The sequence below is a fragment of the Burkholderia cepacia genome, from assembly GCF_001039005.1.
Classification (GTDB): Bacteria; Pseudomonadota; Gammaproteobacteria; order Burkholderiales; family Burkholderiaceae; genus Burkholderia; species Burkholderia theae.
This window is the reverse complement of record NZ_LDWR01000028.1, coordinates 136302-155878: the sequence shown is the minus strand read 5'-3', so window position 1 is coordinate 155878 and position 19577 is coordinate 136302. Positions and strand designations below refer to the sequence as shown.

General features: G+C 67.8%; 21 protein-coding genes. 14 read left to right on the top strand and 7 right to left on the bottom strand.

From position 1 onward, the window contains the following. The coding region (locus VL15_RS17495) for an IclR family transcriptional regulator (protein ID WP_048247153.1) at window positions 1–758 on the bottom strand (758 nt) is incomplete at its 3' end. Window positions 759–886: 128 nt separating this feature from the next. Between VL15_RS17495 and VL15_RS17490 the strand changes: the two genes are divergently transcribed. The 6 genes from VL15_RS17490 (at window position 887) to rfaE2 (ending at window position 6869) form a co-directional block, all read left to right on the top strand. After that, window positions 887–1879: a fumarylacetoacetate hydrolase family protein gene (locus VL15_RS17490; protein ID WP_048247151.1), complete on the top strand. Its 993-nt coding sequence runs from the start codon at window positions 887–889 to the stop codon at window positions 1877–1879. 106 nt (window positions 1880–1985) lie between these two features. Continuing rightward, a complete protein-coding gene (locus VL15_RS17485) occupies window positions 1986–2813 on the top strand; it encodes an enoyl-CoA hydratase/isomerase family protein (protein ID WP_048247150.1) in 828 nt (275 codons plus the stop codon). Between the two features lie 77 nt (window positions 2814–2890). Next, entirely contained in the window at window positions 2891–3640 is a 750-nt protein-coding gene (locus VL15_RS17480) for a PhaM family polyhydroxyalkanoate granule multifunctional regulatory protein (RefSeq protein WP_048247148.1), read from the top strand. 24 nt (window positions 3641–3664) lie between these two features. Further along, window positions 3665–4891 carry a patatin-like phospholipase family protein gene (locus VL15_RS17475; protein ID WP_048247147.1) on the top strand — a complete coding sequence of 409 codons (1227 nt, stop codon included), beginning with the start codon at window positions 3665–3667 and terminating at the stop codon, window positions 4889–4891. A gap of 466 nt (window positions 4892–5357) precedes the next feature. Then, window positions 5358–6236 (top strand): diiron oxygenase, encoded by an 879-nt coding sequence (locus VL15_RS17470; RefSeq protein WP_011353352.1) that lies wholly within the window; start codon window positions 5358–5360, stop codon window positions 6234–6236. Between the two features lie 147 nt (window positions 6237–6383). Beyond that, on the top strand, window positions 6384–6869 hold the full coding sequence (rfaE2, locus tag VL15_RS17465; RefSeq protein WP_048247145.1) for a D-glycero-beta-D-manno-heptose 1-phosphate adenylyltransferase: 486 nt from the start codon (window positions 6384–6386) through the stop codon (window positions 6867–6869). A gap of 16 nt (window positions 6870–6885) precedes the next feature. On the opposite strand, the gene VL15_RS17460 is transcribed toward rfaE2, so the two are convergent. The 3 genes from VL15_RS17460 to VL15_RS17450 form a co-directional block, all read right to left on the bottom strand. Beyond that, entirely contained in the window at window positions 6886–7128 is a 243-nt protein-coding gene (locus tag VL15_RS17460; protein WP_048247171.1) for a hypothetical protein, read from the bottom strand. 251 nt (window positions 7129–7379) lie between these two features. Next, window positions 7380–8168: a type III pantothenate kinase gene (locus tag VL15_RS17455; RefSeq protein WP_048247143.1), complete on the bottom strand. Its 789-nt coding sequence runs from the start codon at window positions 8166–8168 to the stop codon at window positions 7380–7382. After that, window positions 8165–9085: a biotin--[acetyl-CoA-carboxylase] ligase gene (locus tag VL15_RS17450; protein ID WP_048247142.1), complete on the bottom strand. Its 921-nt coding sequence runs from the start codon at window positions 9083–9085 to the stop codon at window positions 8165–8167. Before VL15_RS17450 ends, VL15_RS17455 begins: the two co-directional genes overlap by 4 nt. A 470-nt stretch (window positions 9086–9555) precedes the next feature. On the opposite strand from VL15_RS17450, the gene VL15_RS43205 reads away from it, so the two are divergent. The 4 genes from VL15_RS43205 to VL15_RS43820 all read left to right on the top strand — a co-directional run bounded on the left by VL15_RS43205 (window position 9556) and on the right by VL15_RS43820 (window position 11606). Beyond that, a complete protein-coding gene (locus VL15_RS43205) occupies window positions 9556–10167 on the top strand; it encodes a hypothetical protein (protein ID WP_230684475.1) in 612 nt (203 codons plus the stop codon). Beyond that, entirely contained in the window at window positions 10143–10730 is a 588-nt protein-coding gene (locus tag VL15_RS40240) for a type VI secretion system amidase effector protein Tae4 (protein ID WP_080970864.1), read from the top strand. Before VL15_RS43205 ends, VL15_RS40240 begins: the two co-directional genes overlap by 25 nt. Further along, on the top strand, window positions 10727–10981 hold the full coding sequence (locus VL15_RS42040; protein WP_155420244.1) for a hypothetical protein: 255 nt from the start codon (window positions 10727–10729) through the stop codon (window positions 10979–10981). The genes VL15_RS40240 and VL15_RS42040 overlap by 4 nt, the downstream gene beginning before the upstream one ends. Window positions 10982–11111: 130 nt before the next feature. Continuing rightward, complete coding sequence (locus tag VL15_RS43820; RefSeq protein ID WP_080970863.1) at window positions 11112–11606, top strand: OmpA family protein; 495 nt, start codon at window positions 11112–11114, stop codon at window positions 11604–11606. Between the two features lie 374 nt (window positions 11607–11980). On the opposite strand, the gene VL15_RS17440 is transcribed toward VL15_RS43820, so the two are convergent. From VL15_RS17440 to VL15_RS17430, 3 genes are all read right to left on the bottom strand, one after another. Further along, window positions 11981–12523, bottom strand: coding sequence for a hypothetical protein (locus VL15_RS17440; protein ID WP_048247141.1), 543 nt, complete (start codon window positions 12521–12523; stop codon window positions 11981–11983). A 189-nt stretch (window positions 12524–12712) separates the two neighbouring features. Beyond that, complete coding sequence (locus VL15_RS17435; protein ID WP_048247140.1) at window positions 12713–13558, bottom strand: tetratricopeptide repeat protein; 846 nt, start codon at window positions 13556–13558, stop codon at window positions 12713–12715. Window positions 13559–13566: 8 nt separating this feature from the next. Then, complete coding sequence (locus VL15_RS17430; protein WP_048247138.1) at window positions 13567–15636, bottom strand: bifunctional 2',3'-cyclic-nucleotide 2'-phosphodiesterase/3'-nucleotidase; 2070 nt, start codon at window positions 15634–15636, stop codon at window positions 13567–13569. A gap of 296 nt (window positions 15637–15932) precedes the next feature. Here VL15_RS17430 and VL15_RS17425 point away from each other — a divergent pair, with 296 nt between their 5' ends. Genes VL15_RS17425 through VL15_RS17410 form a run of 4 tightly spaced genes read left to right on the top strand, consistent with a single transcriptional unit; the run spans window position 15933 to window position 19560 of the window. After that, window positions 15933–17057 (top strand): MlaE family ABC transporter permease, encoded by a 1125-nt coding sequence (locus VL15_RS17425; RefSeq protein ID WP_048247137.1) that lies wholly within the window; start codon window positions 15933–15935, stop codon window positions 17055–17057. After that, on the top strand, window positions 17054–17941 hold the full coding sequence (locus VL15_RS17420) for an ABC transporter ATP-binding protein (protein WP_048247136.1): 888 nt from the start codon (window positions 17054–17056) through the stop codon (window positions 17939–17941). The genes VL15_RS17425 and VL15_RS17420 overlap by 4 nt, the downstream gene beginning before the upstream one ends. 27 nt (window positions 17942–17968) lie before the next feature. Next, the gene (locus VL15_RS17415) at window positions 17969–18898 is read left to right on the top strand and encodes an MlaD family protein (RefSeq protein WP_048247134.1); all 930 of its coding nucleotides are present in this window, start codon (window positions 17969–17971) and stop codon (window positions 18896–18898) included. 23 nt (window positions 18899–18921) lie between these two features. Continuing rightward, window positions 18922–19560, top strand: a complete 639-nt coding sequence (locus VL15_RS17410) for an ABC-type transport auxiliary lipoprotein family protein (RefSeq protein ID WP_419188674.1) — start codon at window positions 18922–18924, stop codon at window positions 19558–19560. Window positions 19561–19577 lie beyond the last annotated feature (17 nt).

Here is a 19577-nt window from a genome sequence, read left to right as displayed (position 1 = left end):
TCCTGGCCGAGCGCGACGATCGCGAGCGCGAGTTCGCCGACCGCATCGAACACGGGCATGCAGAACGCGTGGATCGTCGGCAGCAGCATCCCCTCGACGCGCGCGGCCTCGTGCTCGCGCACGTCGGCGAGCACCGCGTCGACCTCGTCGAGCGTGCGCGGGCCGCCGTGGTGCGGCGAGCGGCGCGTATCGGCGAGTTCGCGCTCGAGCATCGCGGCGGTCTTGCCGCGCGGCAGGTACGCGGCGAACAGCAGCCCCGTCGCGGAGCCGAGCAGCGGCATCACGTCGCCGAGCTTCAGCGACGCCTTCGCCGGATGGCTCGACTCCATCCAGTGCACGATCGTCGGCCCCTGGTTGCCCCACACCGCGATGCCGACCGTCTGGTCGAGGCGGTCGCGGAATTCGGTCAGCGCGATCCGCGCGAGCTTCACGCCGTCGACGCGCGCGAGCCGCGCGAGCCCCATCTGCAGTGCGAAGCCGCCGAGCTCGTAGCGGCCCGAGACAGGATCCTGCGACACGACACCGAGCCGCGAGAAGCTGACCAGATAGCGGTGCGCCTTCGCAGGGCTCATGCCCGCGCGCTGCGCGAGGTCGCGCAGCATCATCGCGCGCGGCTCGCTCGTCAGCACGTCGAGCAGGCGGAAGCCGACCTCGATCGACTGGATGCCGGAACGGACCTTCTCGCCGTGCTCGCCGGAGCCGGCGTCATCGGTGTCGGAGTCGGCGAGATCGTCGTCGGGAAGCGGGTTGGCGGGCATGGGCAGCGGGTGCGCGAAAATGCGGCAAGGATCGGAGCGAAGACGGCGTGCGCGATCGTGGCGCGCCGCATGGATTCACCATCGTAAAATAGATTCCTTCCATCGTCACTACAACGGCAGAACTCCCTATGAAACTTGCTTCGCTGAAGGACGGCACACGCGACGGCCAGCTGATCGTCGTGTCGCGCGACCTGCACACCGCGGCGATCGCCGACGCGATCGCGCCGACGCTGCAGCGCGTCCTCGACGACTGGGCGTTCTACGCGCCGCAGCTGCGCGACCTGTACGACGCACTGAACCACGGCCGCGCGCGCAATGCGTTCGCGTTCGATCCGGCCAACTGCATGGCGCCGCTGCCGCGCGCGTTCCAGTGGGCGGACGGCTCCGCGTACGTGAACCACGTCGAGCTCGTGCGCCGCGCGCGCGGCGCGGAGATGCCGCCCGAGTTCTGGACCGACCCGCTGATGTACCAGGGCGGCAGCGACGATTTCCTCGGCGCGCGCGACGACGTCGTGTGCCCGTCCGAGGAGTGGGGCATCGATTTCGAGGCGGAAGTCGCGGTGATCACCGGCGACGTGCCGATGAGCGTTTCGCCCGACGATGCGCTGAAGGCCGTGCGGCTCGTCACGCTGGTGAACGACGTGTCGCTGCGCAACCTGATTCCGGCCGAGCTCGCGAAGGGCTTCGGCTTCTTCCAGAGCAAGCCGGCCACCGCGTTCGCGCCGGTTGCCGTGACGCCCGACGAGCTCGGCGACGAATGGCGCGAAGGCCGCGTGCACCGGCCGATGATCGTTCACTGGAACGGCAAGAAGGTCGGCCAGCCCGATGCGGGCACCGACATGGTGTTCCACTTCGGCCAGCTGGTCGCGCACGCGGCGAAGACGCGCAACCTGCGCGCGGGCTCGATCGTCGGTTCGGGTACGGTGTCGAACAAGGACGCGAAGCGCGGCTACTGCTGCATCGCCGAGAAGCGCTGCCTCGAGACGATCGAGCACGGCGCGCCGCAGACGGAGTTCATGCGCTACGGCGACACTGTGCGCATCGAGATGTTCGATGCGGCCGGCAAGTCGATCTTCGGCGCGATCGAGCAGTCGGTCGCACCGCCCGACGGCGCGGCTTAAGCCACGCGACGCCCGCGCGAAACCCGATCCCGGCCCGCGCGCCGGGTTTCGCCTGATGTTTGCTCGCGCAGGCTTGGCTACACTCGATCAAGCATAGGAGCAGCCCATGTCAGATCTCGCCGCGTACAGCGGTTACGAAGCACTGAAGGTGACGCGCCGCGACCACGGCGTGCTCGACATCGTGATGAGCGGCGAGGGCGCGAACCGCAGCGGTCTCGCGACCGCGAACGCGCGCATGCATCGCGAGCTGGCCGACATCTGGCGCGACGTCGACCGCGATCCCGACACGCGCGTCGTGGTGATCCGCGGCGAAGGCAAGGGCTTTTCGGCGGGCGGCGATCTCGCGCTCGTCGAGGACATGGCGAACGACTTCGACGTGCGCGCCCGCGTGTGGCGCGAGGCGCGCGACCTCGTCTACAACGTGATCAACTGCAGCAAGCCGATCGTGTCGGCGATGCATGGCCCGGCCGTCGGCGCGGGGCTCGTCGCCGGGCTGCTCGCCGACATCTCGATCGCCGCGAAGGATGCACGCATCATCGACGGCCATACGCGGCTCGGCGTCGCGGCCGGCGACCACGCGGCGATCGTGTGGCCGCTGCTGTGCGGGATGGCGAAGGCGAAGTATTACCTGCTGCTGTGCGAGCCCGTGAGCGGCGCGGAGGCCGAGCGGATCGGCCTGGTGTCGCTCGCGGTCGAGCCGGCCGACCTGCTGCCCAAGGCGTACGAAGTGGCCGAGCGGCTCGCGCACGGTTCGCAATCGGCGATCCGCTGGACCAAGTACGCGCTGAACAACTGGCTGCGCATGGCCGGGCCGACCTTCGATACGTCGCTCGCGCTCGAATTCATGGGCTTCTCGGGGCCCGACGTGCAGGAAGGCATCCGTTCGCTGCGCGAGCGGCGCCCGCCCGACTTCCCCGGCGACGCGCCGTTCTGACGCGCTATGATCGAACCACGCGCGGCCGCGCGACGCATGGCGGCCGCCTCGCTCCCCCAGTCAACCAGGACGCCCGTATGACGACCGATGCCTCCGGCTCCAACCCTTTCGCCGGCTTTGCCGGTTTCAAGCCCGCCGACATGATGGACCGGATGTGGGACATGATGCGGATGTCGCCGTTCGGCGGGATGGCGTCGTTTCCGGGCGCCGCGCACGGGCTGCCGCCGTCGCTGTCGAGCATGTCCGACATGATGGCGCCGCTCACGAGCGTCGAGGAACTCGACAAGCGGATCACCGATCTGCGCGCGGTCGAGCAGTGGCTGAAGCTCAATCTCGGGATGCTGCAATCCGCGATCCAGGCGCTCGAAGTGCAGCGCGCGACGCTCGCGACGCTGCGGGCGTTCGGCGCGTTTGCGCAAAGCTCGATGTCGGCGGCCGAGGAAGCGGCCGTCGCGGCGGCGCAGGCGGCGAAAACCGCATCGGCATCGCCGGACGCCGCGGCTTCCGCGTCCGCCGCGGATGCGCCGCCGGAAGGGGACGCCGCGCAGCAGGCCTTCGACCCGTCCGGCTGGTGGAACCTGCTGCAGTCGCAGTTCAACCAGCTCGCGAGCCTCGCGATGGCGCAGCCGGGCATGCAGCCCGCGGCGCCGGGCGACGCGCCGCCGGATGCGGCCGCCGCACCGCCGGAGCCGGCCGCGAAGCCCGCGCCGGCTGCCGCCGCACCGCGCAAGCCCGCGGCGAAGCGCGCGAAGCCGGCCGATTCGGCCGCGGCACGCGCGGCAGCCGCGTCGTCGCCCGCAACCCGTCCGCCGAAGCGCTCGACGTGACGCGGCGCAGGTAGCAGGTCGATCATGCGGCTCGCGCTCGTTCTGATGGGAGGCGGCGCGCGTGCCGCCTACCAGGTCGGCGTGCTGAAGGCGCTGGCCGAGATCGCGCGCGAGGCCGATCCGCAACGGCACACGCTGCCGTTCGCGGTCGTGTGCGGCTCGTCGGCCGGCGCGATCAACGCGACGTCGATCGCGAGCCACGCGGACGACTTTTCGCACGGCGTGCGGCGCCTGCTCGAATTCTGGGAGCCGCTGCGCGCCGACTACGTGTATCGCACCGACTGGCTCGGCGTCGCGGCCGCCGGCGCCCGCTGGCTCGCGGCGATGACGTTCGGCTGGGCGTCCCGCCGCTCGCCGCGCGGGCTGCTCGACAACACGCCGCTCGCGCACCTGCTGCACCGCGAACTGAGCTTCCACCGGATCGAGCAGATGCTCGAGGCACGCCTGCTGCACGCGCTCGCGGTGACGGCGCTCAGCTATTCGAGCGGCCGGCACCTCACGTTCTACCAGGCGGCCGAGCCGATCCAGGCGTGGCGGCGCGCGCAGCGCACCGCGCGGCTCGTCGACCTGTCGGCGTCGCACTTGCTCGCGTCGTCGGCCATTCCGTTCGTGTTCCCGGCCGTGCCGCTCGTGCTCGACGGGCAGATCGAGTACTTCGGCGACGGTTCGATCCGGCAGATCGCGCCGCTGTCGCCGGCGATCCACTTCGGCGCGGACCGCATCGTCGTGGTCGGCGCGGCCGACCCGCGGCCCGAGATTCCGGCCGCGAACGGCGCGGGCCTGGTGCGCGGCTACCCGACGCTTGCGCAGATCGGCCAGCAGGTGCTCGCGAGCGTGTTCCTCGACTCGATCGGCTCGGACATCGAGCGGATCGAGCACATCAACCGGATGATCGAGCACCTGCCGCACCAAGTCGAGGTCGACAGCGGCTGGCGGCACGTCGACGTGCTCGCGATCGCGCCCTCCGAGCGCATCGAGCTGATCGCCGCGAAGCACCTGAAGCAGATGCCGGCGACGATGCGCGGGCTGCTCGGTGCGATCGGCGGCAGCCAGCCGGCCGGCGCGTCGTTCGCGAGCTACTTGCTGTTCGAGGAGGCGTTCACGCGTGAACTGATCGAGCTCGGCTACCTCGACGGGCGCGCGCAGCGCGACACGCTCGCCGGCTGGATCGCGCTGGCGGACGGCGGCAGCGCGCCGGCGGCCGGTACGCCGCCGGAAGACGGCCGCGCGACGGGCGAAATACGGGTCTGACGCGCGCGGATGGCGCGAGGTTGTGTTTTTGCGACGGTCGGCCGCGACCGATCGCCGCACTGTGATGGGCGGCGCGCGGCCCGGCAGGCGTCTCGGAACCGACATGTACGCGTGATATCATGGCCGCCGCCGTATACACCATATCGAGCAGCCCGCCGATCCGGCATCCGCACGGGAACCCTACCGGGAACCCGCCTGGGGCAGGGGACGGGCGCGCCAACGAGCCGGCCAGCGCCGGCCCCCAACTCAGGCAAGCGCGGCCGGTTCCGTTCGAACGGGGCGGGGCGGCGGGATGCCCAACGGCGGCGGCGCGGCCGCCCGGCTGCCGGACGTGGAATCAGCGTCCGGCGGGTCGGTTTCACGCGTAAAATTACAGTCTTGGCTGCAAAAAGCGCGCTCGGTGCGCTTTCGCGGCAACAGTCACGTTTAGCGAAGTCGCATTGCGCAGAACAGGGGTGGGACCATCATGAACACGATGCTTTATCCGGAACTTTACAGGTCGCTCGAAGCCGTCCGCTGGGACATGGAGAAGGACATTCCGTGGGACAAGTTCGACGCTTCGCTGCTCACCGACGAGCAGGCGAAGACGATCAAGATGAACGCGATCACCGAATGGTCGGCGCTGCCCGCGACGGAGATGTTCCTGCGCGACAACCAGCACGACAGCGACTTTTCCGCATTCATGAGCGTGTGGTTCTTCGAGGAGCAGAAGCATTCGCTCGTGCTGATGGAATACCTGCGCCGCTTCAAGCCGGAAATGGTGCCGACCGAAGAGGAACTGCACGCGGTGCGCTTCCAGTTCGATCCGGCGCCGCCGCTCGAGACGCTGATGCTGCACTTCTGCGGCGAGATCCGCCTGAACCACTGGTATCGCTGCGCGGCCGACTGGCACACCGAGCCCGTCATCAAGCAGATCTACGAAACGATCTCGCGCGATGAAGCGCGCCACGGCGGCGCGTACCTGCGCTACATGAAGAAGGCGCTGAACAACTGCGGCGACGTCGCGCGTGCCGCGTTCGCGAAGATCGGCGTGCTGATGGCATCGGCGCGCCGCACCGAGAAGCCGCTGCACCCGACCAACCTGCACGTGAACCAGGCGCTGTTCCCGCGCGACACCGTGCAGTCGCGCCTGCCCGATCCGGAATGGCTCGAGCGCTGGCTCGACGAACAGATCCGCTTCGACGGCGAGTGGGAAAAGAAGGTCGTCGAGCGCATCCTGCACAACCTGTCGATCCTGTTCGAGCGCACGTTCGCGACCGCGCAGGAACTGAACCGGTATCGCAAGGAAGTCACCGGCCGCCTGCAGGCCGAAAGCGGCCCGTCGTCGGCCGCGCAGCCGGCCTGAGGCCGCACGGCGCCGCGTTGCGCCGTTTCGCATCCGTTGCATGAAGCCCGCCCGGCCGGTCCGGCGGGCTTTTTATCTGGCGCCGCCGCCGCGTCCTGCCGTCAGGGCCGCCGCGCGCGCCGTTGCTCATTCCGTCCGATCGCCATCATGTCCGCCACTTTCGAACGCAAGCTGATCACCCGTGATGCCCTCGTCGCCCTGCGCGCGTCGCTGTCGTCGCCCGTCGTGTTCACCAACGGCGTATTCGACATCCTGCACCGTGGCCACGTCACGTATCTCGCCGATGCGAAAGCGCTCGGCGCATGCCTGATCGTCGGCGTGAACAGCGACGCATCGGTGCGCACGCTCGGCAAGGGCGACGACCGGCCGATCAACCGCGAGGACGACCGCGCGGCGCTGCTCGCGGCGCTGGAAAGCGTCGACTGGGTCGTGAAGTTCGAGGAAAAGACGCCGGTGTCGCTGATCGAGGCCGTCCGTCCGGACATCCTCGTGAAGGGCGGCGACTACGACATGGATGCGCTGCCGGAATCGGCGCTCGTGCGCGGTTGGGGCGGCCGCGCGCTGGCGATTCCGTTCGAGCACGACCGCTCGACCACCGCATTGCTCAAGAAGGTGCGCGCGCAGCAGTCCTGAACGCGGCCTGACGAGTTCAGGGCGCGGACGCCGCGAGCGGCGCGGCCGTGACGGCCGGCGGCACGATCGGGCCGCCGACGACGGGTTGGTCGGTCGCCTGCGCCAGCGGCGTCACGCGCAGCGCGTCGGGCTGCACCTGCCGCGACAGCACGCCGGGTTCGCGCGGGCCGGCCGCCGGCAGCGGCCCGAACACGCCGCGCGCCACCACGAACGCAAGCATGTTGGCGAGAAAGAGAACAGCGATCAGCCAGCGCAACATCGTCGACACTCCTTTTCGTCGGTTCTTCGTTCAGTCGTTTCGTCGTTCAGTCCGATCGGCCGCACGGCCGGCCTTTTCGTTGCTTCCGTGACGGTTCGCAACAGTCAGGCAACACACCCTCGACCCTCGCCGCGCGAACGGCCTGCTGCCTGTATCGCCGCGGCGCACACTTCCCCATCGTCACCGCGACGAAGCCCTGCATGGGCGTTCGTCGAATCCGCCGCCGCGGCGGCGAAGCCGGCGAATTTCCGTCAATCCTGCGCGGTCGCGTCCTCGGCGATCAGCGCGAGCCCGGACAGGATCAGCGCGTCGTGCCGCGTATGCGGGACCGTCAGCGCGCGCGCGACGTCGTCCGCCGCACCGCCGGCCAGCACGAGCCGCACGGGCGCCTGCCACGCGTCGGCGAGATCGCGCCATGCGCGTTCGATCAGCCCGGCCTGCGCGTACAGGCAGCCGGCCGACAGCGAGCGCGGTGTGTCGACCTGGAACGGTTCGGCTTGCGCGCCCGCCAGCAGCCCGCTCGCGATGTCGGTGGTCAGCGTCGGCAACTGCGCGGTGTGCGTGCCGAGCGCGCGCATCATCAGCGCCCAGCCCGGTGCGATCAGCCCGCCCGTGAAGCGGCCGTCCGCGCGCAGCGCCTCGAGCGTCGTCGCGGTGCCGAACGTCGCGATCAGCAGATGCTCGCCCGGAAATGCCGCACGCGCGCCGATCAGGCCGGCCCAGCGGTCGCTGCCGAGCTGTTCGGGCGTCGTATAGCCGTTCGTCACGCCGCATTGTGCGGGGCGCGAGCGGATCGTCGTGCGCGGCAGGCCCGGCCAGCGGGCGTCGAGCAGCGCGTCGAGCCGTGCGGCCACGTCGGCGCCCGCGACGTTCGAGATCCATGCACCGCGCGGACGCGGCAGGTTCGACCAATCGGGATCGGCGCCGCCGTCGCGCGTGTGGCCGAACGCGCCCGTATCGACGAGCGTGCGCCGCGCGTCGGCGAGCGCCCACTTGATCCGGCTGTTGCCGGCGTCGATCAGCAGGTGCGGTTCGCTCATTGCGCTTCGCGCAGCGACACGTCGCCGGCCGCGATCGCCTGCACGCCGTTCGGCGTGTCGAGCAGCAACTGGCCGGTCGCATCGATCCCCGTCGCGATGCCGCGCACGCGTTCGACGCCCTGTTCCAGCAGGACGACTTCGCGGCCGGCGAACGCGTGCAGCGCGTGCCAGCGCGGCAGGAACGGCGCGAGCCCGTCGGCCCCGTACTGCGCGAGTGCGGGTGTGAGCGCGTTCAGCGACGCGGCGAGCGTATCGGTGAGGTTGGCCGATGCGCACGCGATCGACAGCGCGGCGGGCGGCAGCCCGCTCGCGAGCGTCGCTTCGCGCGCGCGCAGCGCGTCGACCTGCGCGGCGACGGCTTCCGCGCCGCGCACGTTGATGCCGAAGCCGATCACGACGGCGGTCGCGTCGGCGGTGGTCCAGACGGTTTCGATCAGGATCCCGGCGAGCTTGCCGACGATGCGCGGCGTGTCGTCGCCGAGGGCCGTCAGCAGCAGGTCGTTCGGCCATTTGAGCGCGACGCGCATGCCGGCATCGAGCGGCAGCGCGGCCAGCCCTTCGGCGAGCGCGACGCCGATCGCGATGCTGAGGCCGGCGAGCGCATCGACGGGGCGCGGCACGATGCAGCCGACCGAGCAGAGCAGCGCATTGCCGGGCTGCGCGAACCACGGGCGGCCCTGCCGGCCGCGGCCGGCCGTCTGCTCGAACGCGACGCGCACGAGCGGCGCGGGCAACGCGTTCGCGTTGCGCGGGAGCGCCTTGAGCCGCGTCGCGACGTCGGCGTTGGTCGAGCCGGTGGCGGCGACGATGTCGAGCGGCCACGCACGCGGCGCGGCGTCCAGGTGCGCCTCGAGCCGGTTGCGCGCGATGTGCGCGTCGCCGGAATCGGGCGTGTCGGAGGAGGTGGGGGCGTTCATGGTGGCTATTGTAGCGACAGGGGGCTGGGGGCGCGTCGGGATGCGGGGAGGTGTTTGTCGGGGCGCTTGCCTGGATCGTCGCGACGCGTTGGCTCGAATTTCGTTGCCGTCAGGCGAAGATGTCGTGCAATCAAGCGGAAGTGCATCGTCCAGCAAAATGAAGTCTGGCCCGTTCTTGTCGGGTGATGAGGAAAACATCGTCGACCCATATAAATTGATTAGGATTTCGAATTCGTCTGATTGATTCCATTTTGCTGTTTTGGCATTTTGGATGCCAGCCATTGACGACGGAGAATCCAGATGAGCAACGGGCAAGAGTCGCCAGCATCTTCTTCTACGGTTATCCGCCGGCTTGCTGCAGAAAGCAGCGGGAGTATCCGGGCCGGCAATAAGGCAGTCATCGAATCGGGACCGGTTCGTCCTTATGCGGATGCGAAGCGTTCGGGCGCGACGTTTCGAGGTGAGTCAGCATGATTCGTTATTTCCTCGCCAAAGGTGACCGGGGCGGTAACGCCGTGATTACGGAAGGGCTGGAGTCCGTCACATGTTCTAATCCACCCCCACGCGTACAGATCGCAACGCTCTACATGAAGACCTACTGCGCAGCTTGCAAACAGGAAGGATTCATCGCGCCGGAAGGTCCGCGTTTGCCGGGCACGGGCCCCAATGGCAAATCATGGGCATTGAGCGGCGATATCAATGTATGCGGATGCAACCCGCCTCCTGTGTTCTATGCGGAGCGGGGCATGAAAATGATCGTGACCTCCGAAGAGGCGAGGGCGTCCAAGAAAGACAAGCTAGCTCAAACAGCCGATGACAAAGGGGAAGTCGTAGCGACACGAGCGGACGTCGCGCCCTGCTACGACGAACAGGTGCGTGTCGGCATAGGCACCACGTTACCGCAGAACTATCCATATCTGATCGAAATGAGTAACGGGCGCACCTTCGCAGGGTACGTGAATGGTGATGGCGTGTTGCCACGTATCCATTCCGAGACCGCCGACAGTTACACGATCTATTGGGGCGAAGACGCTCTTGTACACAAGGACTGGACGCCATGCCAAACAGCCCGACAACGGTAAGAACGAACACGACGCCCGATTCCATCAAGGGTGTGCAACTGAGGGCGGTAACATTCAAGGAGCTGTGGGACGCCTACCCGTCGGGCAATCCCTATGACAATCCGGCTTATACGAATCAATGCGCCATCCGCATGAGCGTCGCCTTTCATCGTGTCGGCGTTGAAATGAAGTCATTTTCATCGAAACTGGTCAAGCCGCTTGCTGGTCAGTCGAGCATCGGGCGAATCCTGCTGAATGGAAAAGCAACCGCTACGCGCGCCAATGAACTCGGGGAATGGTTGAAGCTGCAGCCTTTTGCGGGCCTGGGGAGGGCGGAAAACGTCACCGGAGATGATTGGAGGGATAGAGTCAAAGGGCGAACTGGCATCATTATGTTTGACGGTTACTGGACTCGCGACGGGGAAGCAGAGGGAAACGCAAGCGGCGGGCACATTGATCTATGGAACGGCGAAAAACTCACGGGATTCGGTACTGGGCTTCGAACCCGCTGGAATATCGTGATTCCAGGATTGTGGTCTGATTTTCGTATGTCTAAAAAAATCATGTTCTTCCCGATAAAATGAAACTGTTGAAGCCCATCGTCGGTGCAATTTCTGGCTCGGTCATGGCCACGATTGTTTGTTGGGGCGGGTTGTATCTGTTCGGCGTGTTGATTCTTCACGGGAGAGGCAGTTTGTTCGATACGAACCCACATGTCGCCAACCTGTTTTTTGTTGGTTGGTTTGTGTCGCTGGTTGTGGCCTCGGTAATCGGCGGCTGGCGTGGGTATGTATGCGGGCGAAACCGGGAAAGAAAAAAACGGAAAGGAGATTGAGGTGCATTGGTTCATCATGCCCGTCTCCAAATGATATGAATCAACTTTATCGCGATAAACAGAAGTGCGGACGATAGTGCTTGGTACGTTCCGTGCGTTGATCGGTTTTTCAGTGCCAAGTGTTTGTGGAATGGCTTTCGCGTGTAGTTTCCCGTTGCAGTACGGTGGAAAGATCGAGCGCGGTGTTACATCTCTTTCGAACGCGGACCGAGTCGAGCTTGCCGATCTGTTGATCACCGTCCGTGATGGTGCGGCGAAGGACGGTCCCGTTGTAATTTACGGGTTCGCGGACGGAAGCGAACAAGATGCGCTGACCGTTGCGCGTCGCCGAGCGGAATCTGTTGAGGTGTATCTTCAGAATCTTGGGATTTCGCGGAGTCGAATCAACATCGATACAAAGATGTGGCGAAACGATTCGCTCATTCTCCCGAGCCAGCGTAACCAGATCGAGATCGAGTTTATTCCCGCCTGTTCGCCTGGCGGCTGCAACAATCCTTGCGGCACAATCATGCTAGGGCGATATATCGGGATAGCATCATTTCGGCAGGGTGCGAGCGTTCTGCCAAGCCTCAGGTATTCCGATTTCGGGAGATCGAATTCAATCTGGTTTTGGGAGATTGCGTGAAGCGATTCTGGATTACGCTTTCTGGAACCATCGGTGGCTTGCTATTGACCTGGCTCTACCTTGATGCATACAGCCTTATAAGATGGCCGGAAACCCCAGGCACACCGACGCGGGGGTGCTATGAGATCGACAAATGCCCGATCTCATGGTGGCAAGGGCTGCTTTTCTTCACGTACTTGTTTGCGCCAGCGGTGTTCTTCAGCGTCGTCAATGCAATAGCGTATCGGCGTTGGTCATGCAAAAGATGGAGTGCAGCGATTCGGAATCGGGACCCTATTCGCGGGTCTGCTTTATCTTGAACCTTACGTGTCCCGTTTGCTTTAGCGCCGCTCGCAATGACGGGGCGCTCGATTACCGGCGCCCCGCCACACGCCTTACTGCTTTTCCATCTGCTCGAGCGCCTTGATGTCTTCTTCGGACGTCATTTCGCAGGCAAGCAGCGTCTTGCCCTTCAGCGCCGGGCCCTGGCGGGCCGACACGAGGATCAGCGCGCCCCCCGGCCCGCGGACCGTCAGCCGGCGCGAATAGCCGACCGACGACGCGCCCAGCAGATGGCCCTTCTCGGGCGTGAGCTGGTAGCGCGCGGCGAGGCGATCGGCGACTTCGCCGTCGATGAGCACGCCGATCCCGGTACTGACGAACACGACATGCTGGGTCGTGAAGCCGTCCCGGTGGATCGGCTCCGGCAGACGAAAGACCGCGGCGCCGAGCATCGACTCGTCCGGCTTCGGATCGGTTGCCTTCGCGGTGTTGTAGATCGAATCCATCATGTCCGACGTGAACGGCGGCTTGCAGAGCGCGGCGTTGAAGATGTCGGGATGGGTGGGCGGCGCGGCGAGCGCAACGAGCGGGGCGGCGGCGACGGAAATGGCGGCGGCGCCGACGGCGGCGCGAAGCCGGGACAGGCGATCGGACATGGGTGCAGTTCTCTCAGGTTTTATTGTGAGGCTGCATGTTAAGGCATTGCCGCGTGCCGATCGACCGGCGCGCACGCCCGCGCCCCGCGACCGGTTCCGGTTCCGGACGATCGCGGGGCGCGGGTCATGCGCGTCAGGCAGCCGCGGTCCTGCTGGCGGGCGTTGGCGTTGGTGCGGGCAGGCGAGCCGTCACGGTGCGACGACCGGGTGCTTCAGCGCATGCGCGGTTTCGATCCACTGCGCGTGGAATTCGTCCGCGTCGGGCCGGAGTCCCAGCTCGCCGTTGCGATAGGCCATCGCGAGCGTCTGCACGGCTTCCGGCAACTCGTGTTCGGCGGCCCGGCGATACAGCGCCAGTGCGTGCGCGTCGTCGCGCGGCACGCCGCTGCCGTCGCGGTACGCGTTCGCGAGCATGAAGTCCGCGGCCGGGATCTCCGCGCGCGACGCGATCCCGAACCAGTGCGCGGCCTGCACGGGATCGGCGGCGATGCCGTAGCCGCTGCGATAGATCAGCCCTAGGTAATACGCGGCGGCCGGGTCGCCCTGTTCGGCGGCTTCGCCGAGCAGCGCGCGTGCGCGTGCGTAGTCCTTCGGGATGTCGCCGCTGCCGAGCAGCAGTGCCTTGCCGAGCGCGAGCTGCGCGCGCCGCGCGGCCGGTGCGTCGGCCTTGCCGTTCGCCTGCGCGGCGGTTTCCAGCCAGCCGCGCCCCTCGTCGCGCAGCCCCGGTTCGCGCGCGTCGACGAGCGCGATGCCGAGTGCCGCCTGCGCGGCGCCCGACCCGCGGCGTGCAAGGGTGCGCAATTGCGCGAGCGCGTGCGGCTCGGTGGCCTGCGTGACCATCGCCTGCCACTCGTCGAGCTGCGCGGCGCTCGGCGCGGGGCCGGCCCCGCGCAGGCCGGTCGCCGCGACGACGGCCGCGACGGTCACGGCCGCCGTCGCGAGCAGCGCGGCCGGCGGGAGTTTTGCGCGCAGCAGGCGCCGCGCGGCGGCGGCGAAGCCGGTTTCGGCCGGCCGCATCGTCCGGATCGGTTGCATCGCGTGTCTCATTGCGTCAGGTCGATCTCGTAGATGGCGAGGTTCTTGCCCGAGCCGTCGTCGGCCGCGACCTGCGTGATGCCGGCCAGGCCGGCCGCCGCCGCGTCGCCGAGGCGGTTCGGCGCGGACGCGAACTGCACGTGCGCGACCGAGCTCGCGAGCTTCGTGAAGCGCCAGCTGCGCTGCGCGCCGTCGGCCGTGCGTGTGATCTTGCCGCGCTGTTTCACGAACGCGATCAGCACGTCGCGGTTCGCATCCGGCGACGCGAAGATCGTCTTGCTGCCGTCGAGGCCCGGGAAGTTGCCGCCGCCGCTCGCGCGGTAGTTGTTGGTCGCGACGATGAACTGCGCGTTCGGGTCGATCGGCGCGCCCTTGTACGTCAAGTTCTTGATCCGGCTGCCGAGCGGTTGCGTGACGTCGATTTCGTACGCGAGATCGGCGGACGTGAACATGTCGAAGTTGTAGCCGGGGAAGGTGCTGACGAGCGGCTGCACGGTCGCCTTGGTCGGGTCGATCCGGTTGAAGCGCTTCGCGGCCGTCTCGAGCCAGTTCTTCACGTCGGCGCCGCTGACCTTCACCGCGTACACGGTGTTCGGATACAGGTACAGGTCGGCCGCGTTGTTGATCGCGAGCGCGCCCGGTGCGACGTCGGTGTAGTCGCTGCCGCCGCCGAAGCCGCTCTTGAACGGCGCGCTGACCGACAGCACCGGCAGCGACGCGTATTGCGGCAGGTTCGCCTGCACGTAGGTCTTCACGTAGTCGGCCTGCGCCTCGTTGACGATCTGGATCGCGCCCGGATCGCCGACATCCGCGAAGTACGAGTTCATCCGGTAGTCGGTCGAGCCGATCGGCGTCTTCACGTAATCGATCGTCGCCTGATGCTCGGCGGCGATCGCCGCGGATACCGACGGATCGGCCGCGACGTAGGTCTTGTCGGCGTTCTGGATCGGCCGCGCCTCGACGGTCGTCTGCGACTTGTCGACGCTCCACGCCTTGCCGTCGAACTTCAGGCCGAGCTTGATCACGCCGAGATGCTTGCCCCAGTAGTTGGCCATCACGGTCGGCACGCCGTTGACGGTGCCCTTGACCTTGTCGACGCCCGGCAGGTTGAACTGCGACACGGTGCTGTTCGCGTCCGGGAACACCTGGTGCGAGTGGCCGATCAGCATCGCGTCGATGCCGGACACGGTCGACAGCCACCAGCTGCCGTTCTCCATCGTCGGCGAATACGCGGAATTGTCGAGGCCGCCGTGCGAGATCGCGACGACGAGATCGGCGCCCTTCGCGCGCATCTCGGGAATGTACTTCTCGGCGGCTTCCTTCAGGCCGGTCGTGTAGACCTTGCCGTCGAGCCAGCGCTTGTCCCAGTTCATGATCGCGGGCGGCGTGAAGCCGATGATGCCGATCTTCACGGGCGCGCTGACCGTCTTGCCGTCCGGCGTCGTCGCCGTCACCGTGCGGGTCAGGATCGTGTATGGCGTGAACAGCGGCGCGTTGGTCTTCGCGCTGATCACGTTCGCGAGCACCTGCGGGAAGTTCGGGCCCGCGCACTTCTTCTGCTGGGCCGGGGCCGGCAGGCCGTCGACCTCGAACGTGTTGCCGGTCACCTGCGACAGGTACGGCAGCCCGTAGTTGAATTCGTGGTTGCCGATCCCGCCGCCGTCGAATTTCGCGGCGTTCATCACCTTGTAGATCGCGAGCGTCTGGTCGCAGCCGACCGGCTTCACGAGCGCCTGGTAGTCCGACAGCGCGGTGCCCTGGATCGTGTCGCCGTTGTCGAGCAGCAGCGTGTTCGGATACTGCGCGCGCGCCTGCGCGATCAGCGTCGACACGCGCTCGAAGCCGAGCGAGTTGTCGGCGGCGAGCTTGAAATAGTCATACGACAGCACGTTGGTGTGCAGGTCGGTCGTCTCGAGCAGCGCGAGCGTGGCCTTCGTGCCGACCGGCGTCTGGGCCTGCGGCTGCGACGGCGGCGGGGCGGAGATGTCGTCGCCGCCGCAGCCGGCGAGGGCGAAGGCAAGGCTGGCGAGCGCGGTGGCGGCCGGTACGCGGCGGCGGGAAAGCGGGGGGAAACGCATCGGTTGTCCTGTTCGGTGTTCTGTTCTGTTTTGGCGAGGTGCGCAACACAATGGCGGCGCGGGGCGCCGACGGCCTGAGGTGCGGCGCGTGAGAGTATCGAAAGGAAACGTGACGGAAGAATGAAAGGTGATGACGCCGGCCGCGGGCCGCGGTGTACGGCGGCCTGCGGACAGACCCGGACCGGGCGCCCCCGGCGACACGCCCCCAGCTACGCGCCCCCACGGAAATCCTCGCGTCGCGGCGCCGGGCGGTTCGCTACAATGGCCGCTGTCATCCTTTTGCAAACAACCTGCCCTTGGACTTCGAGACTCCTCCCGGCCTGTCGGTCGACGCCGGCGGCCAGGGCCGGACGGTGCGCCTGACCGGCCAGTGGACCGCGCTCGCGCTCGCGCGCAATCGCGGCGCGGTCGCGCGCCGCGTGGCGAGCATCGGCTCCGGGCGCGTGAGCGAATGGGACCTGTCCGGCATCGAGCGGCTCGATCACGTCGGCGGCCAGGCACTGTGGCGCGTGTGGGGCCGCAAGCTGCCGGCCGGTATCGCGCTGAGCGCCACGCAGCGCACGATCTTCGAGCGCATCGAGCGGCTCGACAGCGCGCGCGAGGCGCCCGAGCGCGTCGTGCGCTTCGATCCCGTCACGCGGCTCGGCCAGGCGATCTTCTCGTTCGGCGAACACCTGCAGGGCGGCATCGCGATGTTCGGCCTCGTGATCCTCGATGCGCTGTCGGTGCTGCGCCGCCCGCGGACCATGCCGTGGAAGGAAACCTCGGCGAACATCTACAGCGCCGGCGCGCAGGCGCTGCCGATCACGGCGCTCGTCGCGTTCCTGATCGGCATCGTGCTCAGCTACCTGTCCGCGCAGCAGCTGCAGATGTTCGGCGCGAACCGCTACATCGTGAACATCCTCGGGCTGTCGGTGATCCGCGAGCTCGGGCCGGTGCTGTCGGCGATCCTCGTCGCGGGCCGCTCGGGCTCGGCGATCACCGCGCAGATCGGCGTGATGCGCGTGACCGAGGAGCTCGACGCGATGCGCGTGATGGGCATCCCGCACGGGCTGCGGCTGATCCTGCCGCGCGTGCTCGCGCTCGGCGTCGCGATGCCGCTGCTCGTGATGTGGACCAACATCATCGCGCTGACTGGCGGCGCGCTCGCCGCGAAGCTCGTGCTCGGGATCGACGTCAACTACTTCGTGCGCTCGCTGCCGGGCGTCGTGCCGATTGCCAACCTGTACATCGGCGTCGGCAAGGGCGTCGTGTTCGGTATGCTGATCGCGCTGGTCGCCTGCCATTTCGGCTTCCGGATCAAGGCGAACTCGCAGAGCCTCGGCGAAGGCACGACCACGTCGGTCGTGTCGTCGATCACGGTCGTGATCCTCGCCGACGCGGTGTTCGCGATCCTGTTCCAGAACGTGGGGCTCGGATGAACGCGTCGAACGAATCGGCGGCCGGTGCCGCGGCGGCCGGTGCCACGGCCGATACCGGCGACCTCGTGATCGAGGTGCGCAACCTGACGAAGCGCTACGGGCGCAACATCATTCACCAGAAGCTCGACTTCGACGTGCGGCGCGGCGAGATCGTGTCGGTCGTCGGCGGTTCGGGCTCGGGCAAGACCACGCTCGTGCGGCAGATCCTCGGCCTCGAGCGGCCGACGTCGGGCACGATCAAGGTGTTCGGCGAGGATACGGCGACGATCGACGACGCGAGCGCGCGGATGATGCGCACGCGCTCGGGGATGCTGTTCCAGCAGGGTGCGCTGTTCTCGTCGATGACGGTATTCGACAACATCGCGCAGCCGCTGCGCGAACTCGGCCGCGTGCCGCCGGACCTGCTGCACGACATCGTGATGCTGAAGCTCGAGATGGTCGGGCTGCCGTGCAAGCACGCGTCGAAGATGCCGGCCGCGCTGTCGGGCGGGATGGTGAAGCGGGTCGGCATCGCGCGCGCGATCGCGCTCGAGCCCGAGCTGCTGTTCCTCGACGAGCCGACGGCCGGCCTGGACCCGCAGGCATCGGACGAATTCGTCGAGCTGATCGCGACGCTGCACCGCACGCTCGGGCTGACCGTCGTGATGGTGACGCACGATCTCGACACGATGGTCGCGCTGTCGACGCGCGTCGCGGTGCTGGCCGACCGCAAGGTGCTGGTCGCCGCGCCGGTCGAGGAGGTCGCGAACGTCGACCATCCGTTCATCCACGAATATTTCCTGGGGCTGCGCGGGCGCCGCGCATTGCAGGCGCTGCCGCCCGAGCGGCGCGCGAAGCTGCCGAAGGCGGCCCTCGAACCGGCGCTGTCGAGCGTCGAGCTGTAGGCAAGGCAAGGAGCAAGGAATCCGCGAATGGAAAACAAATCACATGCGTTCTGGGCCGGCCTGTTCACGATCGCGCTGACGCTCGCGATCGCGGGCACCGTGTTCTGGTTCAACGTCGACCGCACCGTGCGCGTGCCCTACGACCTGCTCGCGCGCACCAACGTGACGGGGCTGTTCCCGGACGCGGCCGTGCGTTTTCGCGGCCTCGACGTCGGCAAGGTGCAGTCGATCGGCTTCGATCGCACGCATCCGGGCCAGATCCGGATCCGGATTCTCGTCGACCACGACGCGCCGATCACGCAGTCGACCTACGGCAGTCTCGGTTTCCAGGGCGTGACGGGCATCGCGTTCGTGCAGCTCGAGGATACGGGCCGCGACCTGGCGCCGCTGCCGTCGTCGCCCAAGGCGATCGCGCAGATCCCGATGCGGCCGAGCCTGTTCGACCAGATCCAGGAGCGCGGCGACGTGCTGCTGCGGCAGCTCGAACTGGCCGCGAAGAGCGCGAACGCGCTGATGTCGCCCGAGATGCGCGAGCAGTTGCGCGCGACCGCCGAAAGCCTGCAGCACGCGGCCGACGGCGCGACGACGCTGTCGAAGCAGCTCGCCCCGGCCGTCGCCGCGCTGCCGGAGACGATGCACCAGGTGAACCGCACGATGGCGTCGGCGAACACGCTGCTGCAGCCGAACGGGCCGCTCGTGTCGAACCTGAACAAGGCCGGCACGGCCGCGGAGCAGGTCGGCGTCGCGCTGAACGATCTCAACGCGCGCGTGCAGTACGACACGCTGCCGCGCTTCAATGCGCTGGCCGGCAGTGTCGGCGAAGCGTCGCGGCAATTGAAGGATGTCGCCGGTGAACTCGGCCGCAACCCGCGCAGTCTGTTGTTCGGTACGCCTGGCTCCGCGCCCGGGCCCGGTGAAGCGGGCTTCGTGTGGCCGGGTGCGACGGCCGGGCAGTGACGCCCATCGAAACCGGAAACATCATGCAGGAACACGCCATGCCACGAATCCTTGACCGCGCGCTGCGTCCGGCCGCGGCCGCGCTCGCCGTGCTGACGCTCTCGCTAGCGGCCGGCTGCGCCGGCAACAGCGCGGCGCTGTCGAATGTCCGCTACGACCTCGGGCCGGCCTCTTCGGTCGTGACGGCCGGCGCGGGCCCCGCGCTGAAGGTGCTCGACGTCGCCGCGCCCGATGCGCTCGATTCGGACAAGTTCGCGTATCGCCTCGCGTACGCGGATGCGCAGCACGTGGCCGTCTATCGCGACAGCCGCTGGACGGCACCGCCCGCGCAACTGCTCACGCAGCGGCTGCGCGGCGCGCTGTCGGCGCGCGGCGCGGTGCTCGAAGGCTCCGACGGCGTGCGCGCGCCGACCCTGAAGGTCGACCTGAACGAATTCGAGCAGGTGTTCGACGGCCAGTCGCAGAGCCACGGCGCCGTCACCGCGCGTGCGACGCTGACGCTGGACGGCAAGGTGCTCGGCCAGCGCACGTTCGTCGCGCGCGCGCCGTCGAGCACGCCCGATGCGGCCGGCGGTGCGCGCGCGCTCGCGGCGGCGAGCGACGAGCTCGTGTCGCAGATCGCCGCGTGGGTCGGCATGCAGGCGTACGCGGGCACGCCGTGACGCGTGCCGCGCAGCCG

Bases quoted from the DNA above. Each gene is read 5' to 3' on its own strand.
- VL15_RS17490 (WP_048247151.1), top strand. From the start codon at position 887: ATGAAACTTGCTTCGCTGAAGGACGGCACACGCGACGGCCAGCTGATC.
- VL15_RS17485 (WP_048247150.1), top strand. From the start codon at position 1,986: ATGTCAGATCTCGCCGCGTACAGCGGTTACGAAGCACTGAAGGTGACG.
- VL15_RS17480 (WP_048247148.1), top strand. From the start codon at position 2,891: ATGACGACCGATGCCTCCGGCTCCAACCCTTTCGCCGGCTTTGCCGGT.
- VL15_RS17475 (WP_048247147.1), top strand. From the start codon at position 3,665: ATGCGGCTCGCGCTCGTTCTGATGGGAGGCGGCGCGCGTGCCGCCTAC.
- VL15_RS17470 (WP_011353352.1), top strand. From the start codon at position 5,358: ATGAACACGATGCTTTATCCGGAACTTTACAGGTCGCTCGAAGCCGTC.
- rfaE2 (WP_048247145.1), top strand. From the start codon at position 6,384: ATGTCCGCCACTTTCGAACGCAAGCTGATCACCCGTGATGCCCTCGTC.
- VL15_RS17460 (WP_048247171.1), bottom strand. From the start codon at position 7,128: ATGTTGCGCTGGCTGATCGCTGTTCTCTTTCTCGCCAACATGCTTGCG.
- VL15_RS17455 (WP_048247143.1), bottom strand. From the start codon at position 8,168: ATGAGCGAACCGCACCTGCTGATCGACGCCGGCAACAGCCGGATCAAG.
- VL15_RS17450 (WP_048247142.1), bottom strand. From the start codon at position 9,085: ATGAACGCCCCCACCTCCTCCGACACGCCCGATTCCGGCGACGCGCAC.
- VL15_RS43205 (WP_230684475.1), top strand. From the start codon at position 9,556: ATGATTCGTTATTTCCTCGCCAAAGGTGACCGGGGCGGTAACGCCGTG.
- VL15_RS40240 (WP_080970864.1), top strand. From the start codon at position 10,143: ATGCCAAACAGCCCGACAACGGTAAGAACGAACACGACGCCCGATTCC.
- VL15_RS42040 (WP_155420244.1), top strand. From the start codon at position 10,727: ATGAAACTGTTGAAGCCCATCGTCGGTGCAATTTCTGGCTCGGTCATG.
- VL15_RS43820 (WP_080970863.1), top strand. From the start codon at position 11,112: ATGGCTTTCGCGTGTAGTTTCCCGTTGCAGTACGGTGGAAAGATCGAG.
- VL15_RS17440 (WP_048247141.1), bottom strand. From the start codon at position 12,523: ATGTCCGATCGCCTGTCCCGGCTTCGCGCCGCCGTCGGCGCCGCCGCC.
- VL15_RS17435 (WP_048247140.1), bottom strand. From the start codon at position 13,558: ATGCAACCGATCCGGACGATGCGGCCGGCCGAAACCGGCTTCGCCGCC.
- VL15_RS17430 (WP_048247138.1), bottom strand. From the start codon at position 15,636: ATGCGTTTCCCCCCGCTTTCCCGCCGCCGCGTACCGGCCGCCACCGCG.
- VL15_RS17420 (WP_048247136.1), top strand. From the start codon at position 17,054: ATGAACGCGTCGAACGAATCGGCGGCCGGTGCCGCGGCGGCCGGTGCC.
- VL15_RS17415 (WP_048247134.1), top strand. From the start codon at position 17,969: ATGGAAAACAAATCACATGCGTTCTGGGCCGGCCTGTTCACGATCGCG.
- VL15_RS17410 (WP_419188674.1), top strand. From the start codon at position 18,922: ATGCAGGAACACGCCATGCCACGAATCCTTGACCGCGCGCTGCGTCCG.